The 15,496-nt window shown below is 33.1% G+C and carries 16 protein-coding genes; 8 read left to right on the plus strand and 8 right to left on the minus strand.

All coding sequences use genetic code 11. The annotated features are described in order from the left end of the window. Positions 1 to 278 precede the first annotated feature (278 nt). A complete protein-coding gene (gene yciA, locus CUB63_RS04985) occupies positions 279 to 710 on the plus strand; it encodes an acyl-CoA thioester hydrolase YciA (RefSeq protein WP_006536988.1) in 432 nt (143 codons plus the stop codon). Between the two features lie 130 nt (positions 711 to 840). On the opposite strand, the gene tonB is transcribed toward yciA, so the two are convergent. Together tonB and CUB63_RS04995 are read right to left on the minus strand one after the other, a co-directional pair. Beyond that, positions 841 to 1,560 carry a TonB system transport protein TonB gene (tonB, locus tag CUB63_RS04990; RefSeq protein WP_109847590.1) on the minus strand — a complete coding sequence of 240 codons (720 nt, stop codon included), beginning with the start codon at positions 1,558 to 1,560 and terminating at the stop codon, positions 841 to 843. A 112-nt stretch (positions 1,561 to 1,672) separates the two neighbouring features. After that, entirely contained in the window at positions 1,673 to 1,855 is a 183-nt protein-coding gene (locus tag CUB63_RS04995; RefSeq protein ID WP_036913581.1) for a YciY family protein, read from the minus strand. 305 nt (positions 1,856 to 2,160) lie between these two features. On the opposite strand from CUB63_RS04995, the gene cls reads away from it, so the two are divergent. Both cls and CUB63_RS05005 read left to right on the plus strand, forming a co-directional pair. After that, a complete protein-coding gene (gene cls, locus CUB63_RS05000; RefSeq protein WP_072062521.1) occupies positions 2,161 to 3,621 on the plus strand; it encodes a cardiolipin synthase in 1,461 nt (486 codons plus the stop codon). Positions 3,622 to 3,730: 109 nt separating this feature from the next. Further along, a complete protein-coding gene (locus CUB63_RS05005; protein ID WP_373273825.1) occupies positions 3,731 to 4,060 on the plus strand; it encodes an HI1450 family dsDNA-mimic protein in 330 nt (109 codons plus the stop codon). 108 nt (positions 4,061 to 4,168) lie between these two features. Here the strand turns inward: CUB63_RS05005 and CUB63_RS05010 are convergent, their stop codons facing one another. The 4 genes from CUB63_RS05010 to CUB63_RS05025 form a co-directional block, all read right to left on the minus strand. Further along, positions 4,169 to 4,450: a lipoprotein gene (locus tag CUB63_RS05010; protein WP_109847592.1), complete on the minus strand. Its 282-nt coding sequence runs from the start codon at positions 4,448 to 4,450 to the stop codon at positions 4,169 to 4,171. Positions 4,451 to 4,621: 171 nt separating this feature from the next. Beyond that, positions 4,622 to 5,077 (minus strand): GNAT family N-acetyltransferase, encoded by a 456-nt coding sequence (locus CUB63_RS05015; protein ID WP_109847593.1) that lies wholly within the window; start codon positions 5,075 to 5,077, stop codon positions 4,622 to 4,624. A gap of 193 nt (positions 5,078 to 5,270) precedes the next feature. Next, complete coding sequence (locus CUB63_RS05020; RefSeq protein ID WP_006536994.1) at positions 5,271 to 5,810, minus strand: Ail/Lom family outer membrane beta-barrel protein; 540 nt, start codon at positions 5,808 to 5,810, stop codon at positions 5,271 to 5,273. Positions 5,811 to 6,144: 334 nt separating this feature from the next. Then, positions 6,145 to 6,681, minus strand: coding sequence for an Ail/Lom family outer membrane beta-barrel protein (locus CUB63_RS05025; RefSeq protein WP_006536995.1), 537 nt, complete (start codon positions 6,679 to 6,681; stop codon positions 6,145 to 6,147). Between the two features lie 933 nt (positions 6,682 to 7,614). Here CUB63_RS05025 and leuE point away from each other — a divergent pair. Together leuE and ttcA are read left to right on the plus strand one after the other, a co-directional pair. Then, entirely contained in the window at positions 7,615 to 8,256 is a 642-nt protein-coding gene (gene leuE, locus CUB63_RS05030) for a leucine efflux protein LeuE (RefSeq protein WP_082147295.1), read from the plus strand. Between the two features lie 552 nt (positions 8,257 to 8,808). Further along, positions 8,809 to 9,732, plus strand: a complete 924-nt coding sequence (ttcA, locus tag CUB63_RS05035) for a tRNA 2-thiocytidine(32) synthetase TtcA (RefSeq protein ID WP_006536998.1) — start codon at positions 8,809 to 8,811, stop codon at positions 9,730 to 9,732. Positions 9,733 to 10,039: 307 nt separating this feature from the next. On the opposite strand, the gene zntB is transcribed toward ttcA, so the two are convergent. After that, positions 10,040 to 11,023 carry a zinc transporter ZntB gene (gene zntB, locus CUB63_RS05040; RefSeq protein WP_109847594.1) on the minus strand — a complete coding sequence of 328 codons (984 nt, stop codon included), beginning with the start codon at positions 11,021 to 11,023 and terminating at the stop codon, positions 10,040 to 10,042. 347 nt (positions 11,024 to 11,370) lie between these two features. Between zntB and CUB63_RS05045 the strand changes: the two genes are divergently transcribed. Both CUB63_RS05045 and CUB63_RS05050 read left to right on the plus strand, forming a co-directional pair. Further along, positions 11,371 to 11,712 carry a DUF4377 domain-containing protein gene (locus CUB63_RS05045; RefSeq protein ID WP_072062525.1) on the plus strand — a complete coding sequence of 114 codons (342 nt, stop codon included), beginning with the start codon at positions 11,371 to 11,373 and terminating at the stop codon, positions 11,710 to 11,712. 257 nt (positions 11,713 to 11,969) lie between these two features. Then, positions 11,970 to 12,530, plus strand: coding sequence for an Ail/Lom family outer membrane beta-barrel protein (locus tag CUB63_RS05050; protein WP_109847595.1), 561 nt, complete (start codon positions 11,970 to 11,972; stop codon positions 12,528 to 12,530). Positions 12,531 to 13,143: 613 nt separating this feature from the next. Here CUB63_RS05050 and CUB63_RS05055 read toward each other — a convergent pair. Continuing rightward, positions 13,144 to 14,712: a peptide ABC transporter substrate-binding protein gene (locus tag CUB63_RS05055; protein WP_415752986.1), complete on the minus strand. Its 1,569-nt coding sequence runs from the start codon at positions 14,710 to 14,712 to the stop codon at positions 13,144 to 13,146. 274 nt (positions 14,713 to 14,986) lie between these two features. Between CUB63_RS05055 and tpx the strand changes: the two genes are divergently transcribed. After that, positions 14,987 to 15,490, plus strand: coding sequence for a thiol peroxidase (tpx, locus tag CUB63_RS05060; protein ID WP_006537004.1), 504 nt, complete (start codon positions 14,987 to 14,989; stop codon positions 15,488 to 15,490). Positions 15,491 to 15,496: the final 6 nt, after the last annotated feature.

A 15,496-nucleotide genomic window follows, 5' to 3' on the forward strand; every position in this document is an offset into this window, starting at 1 on the left:
AAATAGTGAACACAAATTATCAGATGATATGGTAAAACAAGCATCTAAACCGACATCACATGATGCTCATTCAAAATCTGAATAATCATTTTTATTTTATTGGGGGATATGTACTCTAAATAATTCGAGGTGTAGTTAGGCGACAAGTGAATGAAACACTAGGAGCATACATCAGTATGTGACTAATGCGAATGAACGAAGTCAACAACGCTACAGCTTGAAGTATGACGAGTAAATATCTCCTTGTTTTCAACATTATTTACAGATACTTTATTTTCATGACTGAACAACAATCTTTGCCTAATGGTGAGCTCGTTTTACGTACCCTTGCCATGCCTGCTGATACTAACGCCAATGGTGATATTTTCGGTGGATGGTTAATGTCTCAAATGGACATCGGTGGTGCAATTTTAGCAAAAGAAATTGCGTTAGGTCGTGTCGTTACTGTAAGCGTAACAGGCATTACCTTTCTTAAACCTGTTGCTGTTGGCGATGTCGTTTGTTGCTATGCACGTTGCTTAAAAACAGGTAATTCTTCAATTACGGTTAATATTGAAGTCTGGGTTAAGAAAGTTGCCACAGAACCTGTCGGCCAACGCTATCGCGCAACAGAAGCAGTGTTTACCTACGTTGCCGTTGATGAGAACAATTCAGCTCGCCGTTTACCTGAAGGTAAAGCTCACTTTACGTTAACAAGCACAATGGAATAAAACGCCATTACCCAAAATAACGAAAAGTATTAAAATTGAGATACTAAAAAAGGCACTTATTAAAAGTGCCTTTTATTTATCTGGTATTAAATAATAATATCGCTTTGTTTAACCGCTAACTTTATAAAAATTAGCTTGCTGATATCCCTGTCATTTTAAACTCAATAAGAACCACTTTTCCTTTATAAGGGATTTTTTCATAACGCCATTGGCGCATGGCTCTTTTTACTTCACGTTCAAACACGTTTTTTGGATCAGCAGAAAGTATTTCTACATTGTCCACTCGCCCATCAGCATCAACATCAAAACGAACTTTTATAGCCCCTTCAATACCCACAGCTCTTGCTCGCGAAGGATATTCAGGTAAACCTTGGCGTACTGCATTTGGTACTCTGCCTTCACCACTGCTTGCCACTGCAACTGGTTTTTCATCGCCTTTATCGCTTGGCTTTGCCGTTGGGTTAAGATTTTTGAGATCATTACCTTTATTAACAACTAAAGGTTGTGGTCGCTCAACAGGCGGTTTGGGTTTGTCCACAGGTTTTGGTTTCGGCTTTGGTTTCGGTTCAGGTTTTTTCTCTATTGGTTTTTCGATAACAGGTTTTACATCAGGAATAGGTTCTGGCTCAGGTTCTGGTTCTGGTTCAACAACCGGCTCAGGTTCTGGCGGGGTAACTTCTTCAACCACAGGCTCTGGTTCGCCTGCAGGCTCATCTGCTGCAAATGCCAACATCTGTATAGAGATAGGCTCAGGTGTAACTAGCTTATCTTCTACAACATATAACATCGCAGCCGCAACAAGTGAGGCATGTAGACAAAGTGATATGAGTACCCAAAGCTTCCAACGCATAACTGATCTTATTTCACCTAAAGAAAAAATATGCCCCTAGTTTAAATGCAAATAGCAATCATATTCAATAAGGTTTAGCAAAATGATTGATATTAACTGTTAAAAAGTGAAATTATGAGTTCCATTCTATGTGTTGTACAAATAAAAGTGCTCTATGTTTTCTAGAAGTATCAAGTTTACGCAGCTTATAAATTCGGAAATTACGGCGAGATTGCCCTTCTAGCCATCGGCGTCGTTTACGTATAGCTTGTCTCATCATTCGCCAACGAGCTACTTCAGTCCTACTGTGTCTCATACTATCAGCACCTATTTTTTCGAATAAGTGGACTATTATAAGACGTTCATTTTGTGATCCAAGGGGGGATTTATGTTTTGCTTAAATTTCATCCAGCATTTAAGCATTTCTCACAAAGAAAAAATGAATAAAGAGTTGTATCTTATTACTTATTTAATACTTATCTCTTAAGAAAGAGATTTGACAGAGATAATAATCCTGATTTAATAACAACATTCGGCAAATAACAAAAATAATGAACTATTTTTAGTAAATTGCCTTTAGCATATCCATGCAATTCATTTTCAACGGAAAATAGCTCTACTATGACAACATTTTATACTGTATTGAGTTGGCTAACCTTTTTCTTCTATTGGCTATTAATTGCAGGGGTCACATTTCGTGTCCTAATGCACCGACGACCGGTTACATCAACAATGACATGGTTATTAATCATCTATATTCTGCCATTAGTCGGAGTTATTGCGTATTTTGCTTTTGGTGAATTACACCTAGGAAAACGACGCGTTGAACATGCTAAACAGATGTGGCCTTCTGTTGTTGCGTGGCTTGAAGACTTGAGAAAATGTAAACATATCTTTGCTACAAGTACGAGCGATATTGCAACCCCTCTTTTCCAATTAACCGCTAAACGCCAGGGTATTAGAGGCGTTAAAGGTAACAAAATTGAACTGTTAACTACCTGTGAAGATTCGCTAAATTCAATTACACGCGATATTAATAACGCTCGTGATAACATTGAAATGGTCTTCTATATTTGGCAATCAGGTGGTTTAGTCGATGAAGTCACCGATGCCTTAATCAGAGCCGCTAAACGCGGTGTAAAATGCAGAGTCATGGTTGACTCCGCAGGTAGTTGGAATTTCTTCCGTACTAATGGCCCAGATGTAATGAGAGCCGCAGGTATTGAATTCGTTGAATCACTGCATGTTAATTTATTCCGTTTCTTCTTACGCCGCATGGATTTGCGTCAACATCGAAAAATCGTATTGATCGACAATTACATTTCCTATACAGGAAGTATGAATATGGTTGACCCTCGTTATTTCAAGCAAGATTCCGGAGTAGGTCAATGGATTGATATTATGGTAAGAATGGAAGGCCCTGTTTCTACAACATTAGGTATGATTTATGCTTTTGACTGGGAAATGGAAACGGGTGAGCGCCATTTACCTCCTCCTCCTGATGACAATATTATGCCTTGTGAACAAGAAAGTGGTCATACAACACAAATCATCGCCTCAGGCCCAGGATTTCCTGATGAGCTAATTCAGCAATCACTTATTACAGCGATTTACTCTGCAAGAAAAGAACTGGTACTCACAACACCTTATTTTGTACCTAGCGATGATCTGGCTCATGCAATCTCAACCGCTGCGATGCGAGGAGTTAATGTCAGTATTATTATTCCTCGCAGTAATGACTCTTTCCTTGTGCGTTGGGCAAGCCGTTCTTTCTTTACAGAAATGCTAGAAGCCGGTGTAAAAATATTTCAATTTGAAGATGGTTTATTACATACCAAAAGTGTGATGGTTGATGGACAACTCAGCATGGTAGGTTCAGTTAATCTTGATATGCGTAGTCTATGGTTAAACTTTGAAATTACCGTTGTCATTGATGATGAAGGTTTTGGAAGTGATTTAAGCATTGTGCAATATGATTATATTGCCCGCTCAACAGAATTAACCATGGATGAATGGGAAAAACGTCCCTTCTTAAATCGTGTATTAGAGCGCATCTGCTATTTCTTTAGTCCTCTGTTATAACAGAAATGTTATAATCAATAGACTACTAAGAACTGATAAGATATAACGGTGCTAAATTAGTAAAAATGCGATACCACTAACGCAATAATGATTGAAATAATAGACAGGCATTACCATGAATGAACCAACTTTAATGAGTGAAGATGACGCTTTAGAACAAGCTTACGATCTATTTTTAGCCCAAGCAGCTGATAATTTAGATGTTGCAGACCAATTATTGTTTAACCTGCAATTTGAAGAAAGAGGTGCTGCTGAAGTAGTTCCATTAGGTAATGATTGGCAATTTATTGTTGGCCTACCTGTCACATCAGCCCGTTTTAGCGAAGTGATTATTGGTCTCGCTCCAGACGATGATTCTGATATTGATGATATTTTTGGTCGTGTTCTAATTAGTCGTGATCCACTACAACCTATGTTCCATATTATTTGGAAATCATGATCTCTTTTCTCTTCACTTGCTTATCTTTTAGCAAAATCCGCCGTAAACCCTCGCCTAATGTGGGCGAGGAACAGCCACATTGTTGTTAGGTATTACACATAATATCTGTTACTCGAAGCATTTAGATGAATGTGCGATAGTTAAAAACATGGTGCCTTCTCTTGTCAGTGTACTTTCTTGTTTTATTGGCGGTGATTTGACCATTCTATCTATTTCAGTTGAAGAAAATTTATTACTTGCTTCATTATAAAAACATAAACATTGATCTTTGCTCACATTACTATAAATATTTAATGTATCCATACAATATTCAATAACTTTATTTTCTTGTGATTCAGAGCAAGAGGATAATAAAAATAAAGAGAAAATAATAATTAAGGTTTTTTTCATAACTATTCCACTATCGTGTTAGATTTATTTAATTATGAAAAAATTATTTCATTAAAGTAGATAAGTTATCACGATATAAATCAAGTTTAAGTGGATAATTATTACTTGCATAAGATAAATAAAGAGAGTTTTTACTTTTCTCCCTATTTTATATCTTTAACATCTCTTTATTTAGTATTTATACTTATTTTTATTTAATCTTAAATGTAGCAATGGAAAAGGATTGCCTTGCCCATCTAATTCTGAACGCCCTACTTGCTCAAATCCTATATAAAGATAAAAGCCAATCGCTTGAAGATTTTGCTCATTGACATCTAGCTCATCAATATGCAGTGTATTTATCGCGAAAGTTGTAAGCAATTTTCCACAACCATGCCCTCTAGAATTTGCATCAACAAATAGCATTTCTAACTTATTTTCTGCTGTGCCTAAAATCCCGTGAATAATATTATTATTGTCTATCGCAACATATGTATTAAGCATTGGAAAATAGTGTTCTACAATATCTTTTTTAAGCGATAAGATGATATCTTCAGATAAAAATGTATGTGTAGCCCTAACTGACGATTCCCAAACCGCAATCATTTCATCATAGTGCGAAGGTTCTGCTTTTATTACAGTTAACATATTTTCCTCTATATAAAATATGGCATCATAAAGATCCTTTATCAACAGTCAAGCAATCTGAATAAAAAAAACACATTTAGTGTATATTAAATGCATTTTGATAAGTTACATCTCAAATATAGCGATAAACATTTATATTAATAAAAAGGCCACATTACGTGACCTATTAAAAATATTATTTATTAACTTAAAATTAGAAACGATAACCAACACCTAACACCCAAGTACCAAATTTCATATCATCTAATTTTGAGTATTCATAAGATGCATCGATGGCTACATTTGGAATTGGGTTGATTTGTAAACCTAATCCATAACTTATAGATACTTTGTTTTCATGCTGTTCTTCAGAGGGAGCTTTATAATTAGCATTAAAAACACTAGTACCGATTAAACCATACGCATTAATATATTCATTAAAACGATAACTTGGTCCAGCCGAAAATAAATAATAATCTACATCAATATGCCCTACATTTTTATCATTATCATCATAGCAATTATATTTTTTATTATTATAAACAAATGAACCGATAAGACCAAAATCATTATTTATCTTGCGATCATACTTAATATTAAATCCTTTAGGATCTTCATCTACCTTCTCGCCATCTACTTTTATCTGACTTTGTGCATAGCCTATGGACAATGTGTTTTTCAATGTAGCAGATGCATTAAATGCCGTTATTGATAAGAAAATTGCTGTAATTGGTAATAATAATTTATTTTTCATTATATATCTCAATATTATCTTTAGTTAATAAAATAAGAAACAGCAATAAAAATAGTTTAAATTGCAATTAATTCAACACTATAAATCGCTGCTTCCACTCAAAATAATAAATCAAAGTAAAACTTATATAAATAATTTAATTTTAATTGAAAAATAATAAAGAGAACCATCCAAATAAAGGTAAATAAATAAAATATTTATTTGAAAAATGAAGGTGATTAGATTTTAAAATTAAACAAAATGATTTATTTTAATATTATTTAATTTATATTTTATAAAAAATAAAAAGGCCACGTTACGTGACCTTTTAACAATATTATTTATTAACTTGAAATTAGAAACGATAACCAACACCTAATACCCAAGTACCAAATTTTGCATCATCAAATTTTGAATACTCATAAGATGCATCTATTGCTACGCTTGGAATTGGATTAATTTGTAAACCTAATCCATAAGCCACGGATGTTTTGCTGTATGTATCATTAGCATAATAATATTTATCTTCTTGACTAGCGTGACCAAGACCAATTAAACCATATGCACTAAAATAGTCATTAAAACGATAACTAGGGCCAGCCGTTAATGAAACATAGTCAATTTCACTTGAACCAATTTTTCCCCAACGACTATAATAATTATAGGTTAATTTTGTATACGTCAGTGATCCAATAATTCCCAAATCATTATCAAACTCATGATTATACTTAAAGTTAATCCCTTTAGGATTATCATCTATTTTATCATCATTCAATTTAATTGAGCTTTGAGCATAACCCACTGATAAAGTGTTATCTAACGCGGCTTGTACATTAAAAGAAAGTGTAGAAATAGCTAACAACGAAGTAGACAGAAATAAATTACGTTTCATTTTTATTCTCTATATAAAAGCAAAGGATAGAAAAAGGAACTAAAATAGAATTTAGCTTTCTTATCAAATTGAGTTTAATACTCAATAAATTTTATTTATAAATAATACGTTATTAATTAATTTTTATAAAGAAATTCTTATGATTAAATTGATAATTAAAAGACCATCCGCTCTAACAATAAACTTACCTTATTTTTCACTATTACTAAGCAAATATTAAGATCATAACGTTATTAAAAAAGAAGTAATTTCAATTTATCATTAGTTTCAGCCACAATTTAAATATGATTAAAGCTTCGATTGAAATTCTATTGGTTACTAATCAGTAAAATAAAAGACACTTACTAAGTAAAATTAATTTGTCTTAACCTATATGATATTGATTAATATTTAAGTGTATTTTTAATCTGGTATCTAAGATAGATAACCTTATTAATATTAATGTGTATAAAAAAACCACTCTATAAGTGGCTTTTCCTTTCATATATTATTAGCAAGTTGCATTTTTAACCAAAAACTTAGCTGGCATAAATTAAAAAATTCTTTTCTACAAGGAGAAATCAGTTTGTTATTCGACTCTACAATTTCCCTAGTAATGCTTCTGTTTTAATAAAATCTTCAGCAATGACTTTTAACATTACATTTCCCTTATCATCATTGTTCGACATAAACACTGTATAAAAAACAGTTAAATATAATTTAGTTAACTTAAGAGACCCACTCTCTTTACAGAAGAAAAGTAAATCTTTTTAAATGCTCATAACAGGGTGTAATCCATTGAAGTATTAACAGGGTGCTGTTTCAAACAGAAAGCAGTAAGCATCAAACATTTATCTTCTATCTGAGTGAAAATAGGCGTTTAAATAATGCGGATTCTCTTTATATAATAGCAATTCATTAAGTAATACAGAGAAAGTAGGATTGGGGGTTAACGTGTGGCTTGAACAATTTGGTGTACTCAATATCTGGACATACCTTGCAGGCATGTTTTTTATTATCCTCGTTCCTGGCCCTAATACACTCTATGTGCTAAAAACAAGCGCATCAGGCGGTGTTCGTGACGGGTATCGTGCTGCATTTGGTGTGTTTTTAGGTGATGCAATTTTGATTTTTCTCGCTTTTATCGGTGTCGCATCCGTTATAAAAGCCTCTCCTATACTCTTTACTATTGTTCGTTTTTTAGGTGCTTTTTACCTCCTTTATTTAGGAATAAAAATTATCCATGCCACTTTTTTCTCCAAAAAAGTACATTCAGAACAAACAACAACAGCACAGAAACACGTTTTTAGAAAAGCACTTACATTAAGTATGACTAATCCTAAAGCGATTCTATTCTATATTTCATTTTTTGTTCAATTTATCGATTTTAATTATGCACATACTGGATTATCTTATTTAATCCTCGCTTCCATGCTTGAAGCATTTAGTTTTATCTATCTCTCTTTTCTAATATTTGGTGGTGTAGCTCTTGCCCGTTTCTTTGGCTCACGTAAAAATATCGCTAAATTAGGTAATGGTGTTATCGGGCTTTTCTTTATGGGGTTCGCAACTAAATTAGCAACATTATCATCATAATTTTTGGTAACAGATATCCATTAAAGAGACGGTAATCGAAATAATTTAGAGTTTGGTCAGAAATTTCAAATTGATATCATTAAATGTGATTTATGTAATCATAGAGAACAAGGCTCTGCTTATGTTGAGTGTTGCCCTCAAAATGTCTTAATTTTTTCTCTGATGATGAATTGTCACAATTGACCGCTGAACGTAGAAAAATGCTATTTTACGTGAACGACTAACGATGCCTTATTAAGGTTTATATCTATCAATAATCGTCGCGTGATACAAAAAGTAATAGCCTTATTTCGTGTATAAGGTTATTACTTTTTACCGCCTTGAAATCGCTTAACTGTAGTTATCTATATCGAAACTACCCTACCATCTGGTATCATTGGCGACTTATCCATATTCTTGCCATAAATAACTTTGTTTTTCACACAACTTATTATTTGAATCTATAAAATATTTTATTGATTTATCATATTGTTAAGGTATCCAAGATACCGAAGAACAAAGCCTTGGTTAGCAAGTTACAGAATAATCAGCAACGATATAGAACCGTAAAAAATGAGCATCCCAAAAGAGCAGTATAATTTCAACAAACTACAAAAACGCTTACGCCGTGATGTTGGGCAAGCTATCGCTGACTTTAATATGATTGAAGATGGCGACAAAATCATGGTCTGCCTTTCTGGTGGTAAAGATAGCTACACGCTACTTTCTATCCTAATGAATCTGCAAAAAAGTGCGCCAATTAATTTTTCACTTATTGCAGTCAATTTAGACCAAAAACAACCCGGATTCCCTGAGCATATTTTACCTGAGTATTTAAATGAACTTGGTGTGGAATATAAAATTGTTGAAGAGAATACCTATGGAATTGTTAAAGATATTATTCCAGAAGGTAAAACAACCTGCTCTTTATGCTCACGTTTACGTCGTGGTATTTTATATCGCACAGCAACAGAACTTGGTGCGACTAAAATTGCTTTAGGCCACCATCGTGATGATATTTTAGAAACATTATTTTTAAATATGTTCTATGGTGGCAAGCTTAAAGGTATGCCACCTAAATTAATGAGCGACGATGGCAAACAAATCGTTATTCGTCCTCTTGCTTATGCTCGTGAAAAAGATATTGAGCGTTTCGCACAAGCTAAACAATTTCCAATTATTCCATGTAATCTTTGTGGCTCACAACCTAACCTTCAGCGTCAAGTTATTAAAGAGATGCTAAGAGATTGGGATAAACGTTACCCTGGTCGTATCGAAACCATGTTTAGAGCAACACAAAACATTGTTCCATCACACTTATGTGATACTCAATTATTTGATTTTGTGAATATCAAACATGGTGATGAAGTCATTAATGGTGGCGACTTAGCTTTTGATAAAGACGATATTCCAACCGTTCCAGTGATGTTCCAAGACGAAGATGATGAACGTCCTGACTTTAGTCAAAACAAACTCGATATTGTTGAAGTGAAATAATCGACTATCTCCTAAGCCTTGTATTCAAGGCTTAGGATTTTTATGGCCAAATAATCGCCAATAATAAGTTTAAGCAAAAAAAAACCGATGTTAATAAACATCGGTGTAATAATGGTCAATTATTCTGTATTAAGAACTCAATATGAGAAAAACTACAATTATGGAGCACAACGTTCATCGCTCAACGTTGTATTCACCTGCGAGAGTTATAATGCCAGATGTTCTATTTTAAAAAATTGATATATCTCAAACAGGGTTAGAGAATTCTTTTTTAAATCCATTTAGTTACGATTAATTTTCTGAAAATTTACAACCACCTGCTACGTTTTAACCACCAAGTAACAATCACAATCAAAACAAAGAGAGATAAACAAAAAATGGCAAAACCATAAGGAAGTTCATTTCCAGGGATCCCACCTAAATTGACACCAAATAGCCCTGTTAGAAATGTTGTTGGTAAAAATAACATCGCCATTAGTGACATAGTATAAGTACGTCTATTCATTGCATCAGCCATCATTGATGTTATTTCATCAGCAATCACTGCCGTACGAGAAATACTACTGTCCAAATCCTCTAAACGTCGAGAAAGTCTTTCTGAGATTTCTAACATCGTAACCCGATCGCTATCACTCATCCAGGGTAATTTTTCAATGGAGAGTCTTGAGAATACATCTCGTTGCGGGGCCATATAACGCCGTAAAACAATCAATTGTTTTCTTAATAATGCAAGTTCACCTCTTGCTGGTATTTGTTGGTCGAGGATCATATCTTCGAGTTCAATTAATTGATCATGTAAAGTTTCAACAAATTCACCTATTTCATCAGTAACAGCATCTGCCATAGTTATAAGCCAATCACCACTACTTTCCGGCCCACTGCCTAACTCTAAGGTATGAATAACAGAATCCACCGAGTTAACTCGACGATGACGACTCGAAACAATTGTTTGGCTGTTAATATAAATTCTGAATGCGACTAGTTCATCAGGCCTATCATTAGGATTATTATTAATTGTTTGCAAATTGATGACGACACCTTCACCAATGCGTTGTGCTTTTGGTCTAACATTCTCTGCAAGTAATATATCTTTCGCAATAGGAGGAAGTAATTCTGTTTCTTCTATCCATTTCGCACTTTGTGGCTTACGATAGTCCAAATGTATCCAATAAGGATTATTGTTTGTAGCAATTGTATCTGCTGTTATTTTTATTACCCCACCATGACCATCAAGTTGTGTGGTATAAATTGCATCTGAATCTTGCAAAATAGAGTCATTAATTGTTTTCACTTAGTTTCCTCCATACTCTTGCTTTAGTCGCTATAGATTAATTAATCGTCTCTTTATCTAATTATTTTTCAATATGTTATTTTATACTTTTTTCTAATTCACTGTATATCAACACTATTTTTGTATAATTAATCTAAAACTTCTATTTATATTTCCCACTTTAGGATTATTACACTAAATCCAATTCGGAGAATTACATTAGTATATTAATACTAGAAATATCTATAGGTAACTTACTTTATTTATAGGGAAAATTTTATCTACTGTAATTTATAATAATTAGATCCCTAGTGTATACTAAATATTATCTTATACATTTATTGCAACCTAAAAATAAGGTCATCAATATGAAAAAATTTCTCGCTATTCCTTTATTTTTGCTTTTAGCCGGATGCAATGATGCAACATCGACTGAAAGTGCTAATTCTGCCTCTACTTCTGATACAACAAAAACACTTCTGGTCGATTCACAACTTTATGACTGTGTCGGTGTTGCACCAATGAAATGCATGAAGGTGAAAGAACTCCCTTCAGGCGAATGGTCCCTTTTCTATCAAAACATTGAAGGTTTTGAATATAAAGCGGGTAATGAATACACATTAAAAGTAAATGTTACAGATATTCCTAATCCACCAGCTGATGCACCTAGTGTAAAATATACACTGGTAGAAATTGTCGATAAAAAGTAATTTTTTACTTAACTCAAACTCACAATAGGCCATATTCGCTATTGTGAGTAATTCATCTATTGATATTATTCTTCTAATAGTTGCTTATTTACAAATTAATAAACTTATTAATGAGCTATTTATGTAATCTCATTTTTATTATGTATTAAAGATAAGTCTGCTAATTTTTTTTAAGAGTAATTTCAATCAATTAACATTGAAATTGTGCTTAAACTTACTAAAAATAGAGTTCTTTACATCAACATAGAACCTCTATAATGAATAAATTAATAATTATTTTAATTGTCTTAGTTTTACCTTACTCTTCTACATTATATGCCTACAATGAATCACATACTGTCTATAGTGGCCATATTTATGGAAAACTAAAAGGAGATACCGCCAAAGGCCCTATAATCAATTATCGTTATGAAACAGGAAATGCTTGGGGTTTATTAATTTCTCTACTCTATTTAAATTCAAACCATAAAGAATCCTTTAAAGATCCTCGTTTTATCACTCCATCAATAAAACAATATAAAACTAAAACTACCGCTCTATTAATCGGCCCTACTTATAGAATAACACCTAAGTTTTCTATTTATGCCCAAATGGGGCCCAATAAATTAAAACACCAAGAAGATAAATTTCACCCTGAAATAAATACTACAGACACGCATAGAGTGGATACAACAAGTGTTATTGGCCAAATAGGCATCGATTATAACCCCATAAAAGAGGTTGCAATTAACTTTGGCTATCTTTATTCCGATACCACTGCAAACAAACGCCATATTGAATTAAATAGTATACAATTATCTTTAGGTTATCGCTTTTAAAGTGCCCTTATAAACTATAATTTAATTTAACAATGCATCGAAGCCAAGAGGTAGCTTTATCTATAAATGGCTTAAATATAATAATAAATTTATCATTTTTTATCATCTTTAAGGGATTATACCTATAAATAATATGAAATATAATATTTAACATCGAACACATTGCACAATTAGTCAAAACAAAGTGGCAAAAATGTATTAACATCTTTTCTGCAATGTTTATTCCTTTTGAGTCTCCTTCTGTTTTTATAACAGAGGGATTTTTTTGTTATAAATATTTTATTAACCACTGTAACAGTTAGACACAATAAAAAACGTGCAAATAGAGTATAAAGAATATAATTTATACCCAGACAATAAATCATCCTGCTTTATTTTGCTACGCCCCTTTTTAAAGGGGTTCTTTTTTATACTTTTTTATTTTCTTAGCTTATCGACCAACAATATATCAATTTATAAATTAAAATATTTTCATTTTTACTATTGATAATAGAATAAAAAAACACCTCAAAATAAATTTTAATCTTGAGGTATAATTTATGCTCAATGACTTTATTACTAAATTAAAATTTTTATATTAGCTTAATTTTAAGCTTCTAATTTAGTCTTTAAATTAATGTTTAAGAATATAAAACGTATGACTATAAGCAACATCTTCTGGATTCTCAATGGGATACCCTTTTAACCATGGTTTTATTAAGTGTCCATTCGTATATTGATAAATAGGCGCGATTGGCGCATCTTCAGCAATCATTTGCTCTGCTCGGTTATACAAATTATTTCTTTCATTTGAATCGATAGTCATACTTGCGAATAGTAATATTTCATCATATTGTTCATTTTGATATTTCGAAATATTACCTGCATGTTTAGAGTTCAATAGACTTAAAAAAGTAGAAGGTTCATTATAATCACCAACCCAAGATGCTCTTATAACATCAAAATCACCCGAATTTCGGCTATCAATATATGTTTTCCATTCTTGGTTACGTAATTGGACTTTTACCCCTAACTTTTTCTTCCACATAGAAGCAACAGCAATAGCAATTTTCTGATGATTCTCTGAATTATTGTATAGCAATGAGAGTGTTAATGGATTATGAGGGCCATATCCAGCAGCCGCTAACAAGATCTTAGCTTGGCTATCTAATTCATCTTGAGTGTATTCATCATAAATTGTGGGTTCTGGGGTGAAGCCCGCCGTGACATCAGGTGTAAAACGGTTTGCTGATTTTTCCCCTGTACCTAATACCTTATCAGTGATAATTTTTCTATCTATTGCCATCGCTAACGCTTTACGTACACGAATATCTTTTGTTGGCCCCGATTGGGTATTAAAAGCATAATAATATGTTCCTAATTGATCTGGGATATAAACCTCATTAGGAATATCTTTCATTAACTTATGATATAAATTTTTAGGGAATGATTCCGTTATATCAATATCACCTGCTAAATAACGTTTTGTCGCATGTGATTCATGATTAATAGGAACAAAAGTCACTTTAGTTAATACTGTATTTTTATGATCCCAATAATAAGGATTTGGTGCTAATACAATCTTTTCATTAATCACTCTGTCTTTTAATACAAAGGCGCCATTACCCACTAAATTACCAACTTTAATCCATTCTGAACCATATTTTTCAATACTATGACGAGGCACTGGATATAGTGAAAAATTAGTCGTCAAACTTGGAAAATAGGAAACAGGTCTCTCTAATGTCACTTTTAGTGTTTTTTCATCTATCGCTTCTACACCTAATGATGTTGGTTTTAATTTTCCATCAATAATCTTTTGTGCATTTTCAATAGATGCAAGTGATGCATACCATGCAAAAGGTGAAAGATTCTTAGGGTCAACTAACCTTTGCCAACTATAAACAAAATCTGTTGCTGTTACTTTTTCGCCATTAGACCATTTTGCATTATCACGTAAAGTGAAGATCCATACACGATTATCTTCTGTACGCCAACTTTGAGCAACACCCGGAATGGGACGTCCATGCTCATCTTCTATCGTCAACCCTTCAAATAAATCACGTTGCACTTGAGCTTCTGTTAATCCTACTGCATTAATAGGATCAAGTGATGCAGGCTCATCTTTTAAATGTCGAACAACTTCTTGCTTTTTATCGAGTATCGTTCCTGCGGGGACTACTGCCGCATTTACCTGCGACATGATTGATCCTTGAACGACAAGTGCACATGAGATGACGAATATTTTGCGCATGTCTGTTTCGTCCTGTAATCTGTATGAGAATAAACAGCACAATTATAAGAGCCTGATAAAAAGGCACAATCACTGATTACAAATATTTTATAAATTTTTATGTTTTTAGTGGTGACTATGCCAATAGTGGCAAATTTTAATTATGGTTAAGCATTAACGAAAATTATCGTTAATAATGAGTATTAATAACAGTTAGTCTGACAACTAATAAAGGAGAACAACAATGGCACATCAAGTTACTTTACAAGGAAATGCAGTGACACTAGCGGGTAATTTCCCAGCAGTAGGTCAAAAAGCTGCAGATTTCTCTCTTGTTGGTAAAGATCTTAATGATGTTTCTTTAGCGAATTTTGCAGGTAAACGTAAAGTTTTAAACATTTTCCCAAGTGTAGATACGGGGGTTTGTGCTGCGAGTGTTCGCCAATTTAATAAAGTTGCGAATGAATTAAATAACACTGTTGTTTTATGTATTTCAGCTGATTTACCTTTTGCTCAAGCACGTTTTTGCGGTGCTGAAGGCTTAGCTAATGTAGTAACATTATCTACAATGCGAGGCACTGAATTCAAAGAAAACTACGGTGTTGCAATTACATCAGGTCCATTAGCTGGCTTAACAAGCCGAGCAGTGATTGTTTTAGATGAAAATAACACTGTTATCTACACCCAACTGGTTGATGAAATTACAACTGAACCGAATTATGATGATGCGTTAAAAGCACTGAAATAATACTGA

This window comes from Proteus penneri (genome assembly GCF_003144535.1).
GTDB classification, from domain to species: domain Bacteria; phylum Pseudomonadota; class Gammaproteobacteria; order Enterobacterales; family Enterobacteriaceae; genus Proteus; species Proteus penneri.

What these genes read in the sequence shown, in the direction of transcription:
- yciA (WP_006536988.1), top strand. Translation starts at nt 279, where the DNA reads ATGACTGAACAACAATCTTTGCCTAATGGTGAGCTCGTTTTACGTACC.
- CUB63_RS05015 (WP_109847593.1), bottom strand. Translation starts at nt 5,077, where the DNA reads ATGTTAACTGTAATAAAAGCAGAACCTTCGCACTATGATGAAATGATT.
- CUB63_RS04995 (WP_036913581.1), bottom strand. Translation starts at nt 1,855, where the DNA reads ATGAGACACAGTAGGACTGAAGTAGCTCGTTGGCGAATGATGAGACAA.
- ttcA (WP_006536998.1), top strand. Translation starts at nt 8,809, where the DNA reads ATGAGCATCCCAAAAGAGCAGTATAATTTCAACAAACTACAAAAACGC.
- CUB63_RS05025 (WP_006536995.1), bottom strand. Translation starts at nt 6,681, where the DNA reads ATGAAACGTAATTTATTTCTGTCTACTTCGTTGTTAGCTATTTCTACA.
- CUB63_RS05010 (WP_109847592.1), bottom strand. Translation starts at nt 4,450, where the DNA reads ATGAAAAAAACCTTAATTATTATTTTCTCTTTATTTTTATTATCCTCT.
- cls (WP_072062521.1), top strand. Translation starts at nt 2,161, where the DNA reads ATGACAACATTTTATACTGTATTGAGTTGGCTAACCTTTTTCTTCTAT.
- CUB63_RS05020 (WP_006536994.1), bottom strand. Translation starts at nt 5,810, where the DNA reads ATGAAAAATAAATTATTATTACCAATTACAGCAATTTTCTTATCAATA.
- CUB63_RS05055 (WP_415752986.1), bottom strand. Translation starts at nt 14,712, where the DNA reads ATGTCGCAGGTAAATGCGGCAGTAGTCCCCGCAGGAACGATACTCGAT.
- CUB63_RS05050 (WP_109847595.1), top strand. Translation starts at nt 11,970, where the DNA reads ATGAATAAATTAATAATTATTTTAATTGTCTTAGTTTTACCTTACTCT.
- tonB (WP_109847590.1), bottom strand. Translation starts at nt 1,560, where the DNA reads ATGCGTTGGAAGCTTTGGGTACTCATATCACTTTGTCTACATGCCTCA.
- tpx (WP_006537004.1), top strand. Translation starts at nt 14,987, where the DNA reads ATGGCACATCAAGTTACTTTACAAGGAAATGCAGTGACACTAGCGGGT.
- CUB63_RS05045 (WP_072062525.1), top strand. Translation starts at nt 11,371, where the DNA reads ATGAAAAAATTTCTCGCTATTCCTTTATTTTTGCTTTTAGCCGGATGC.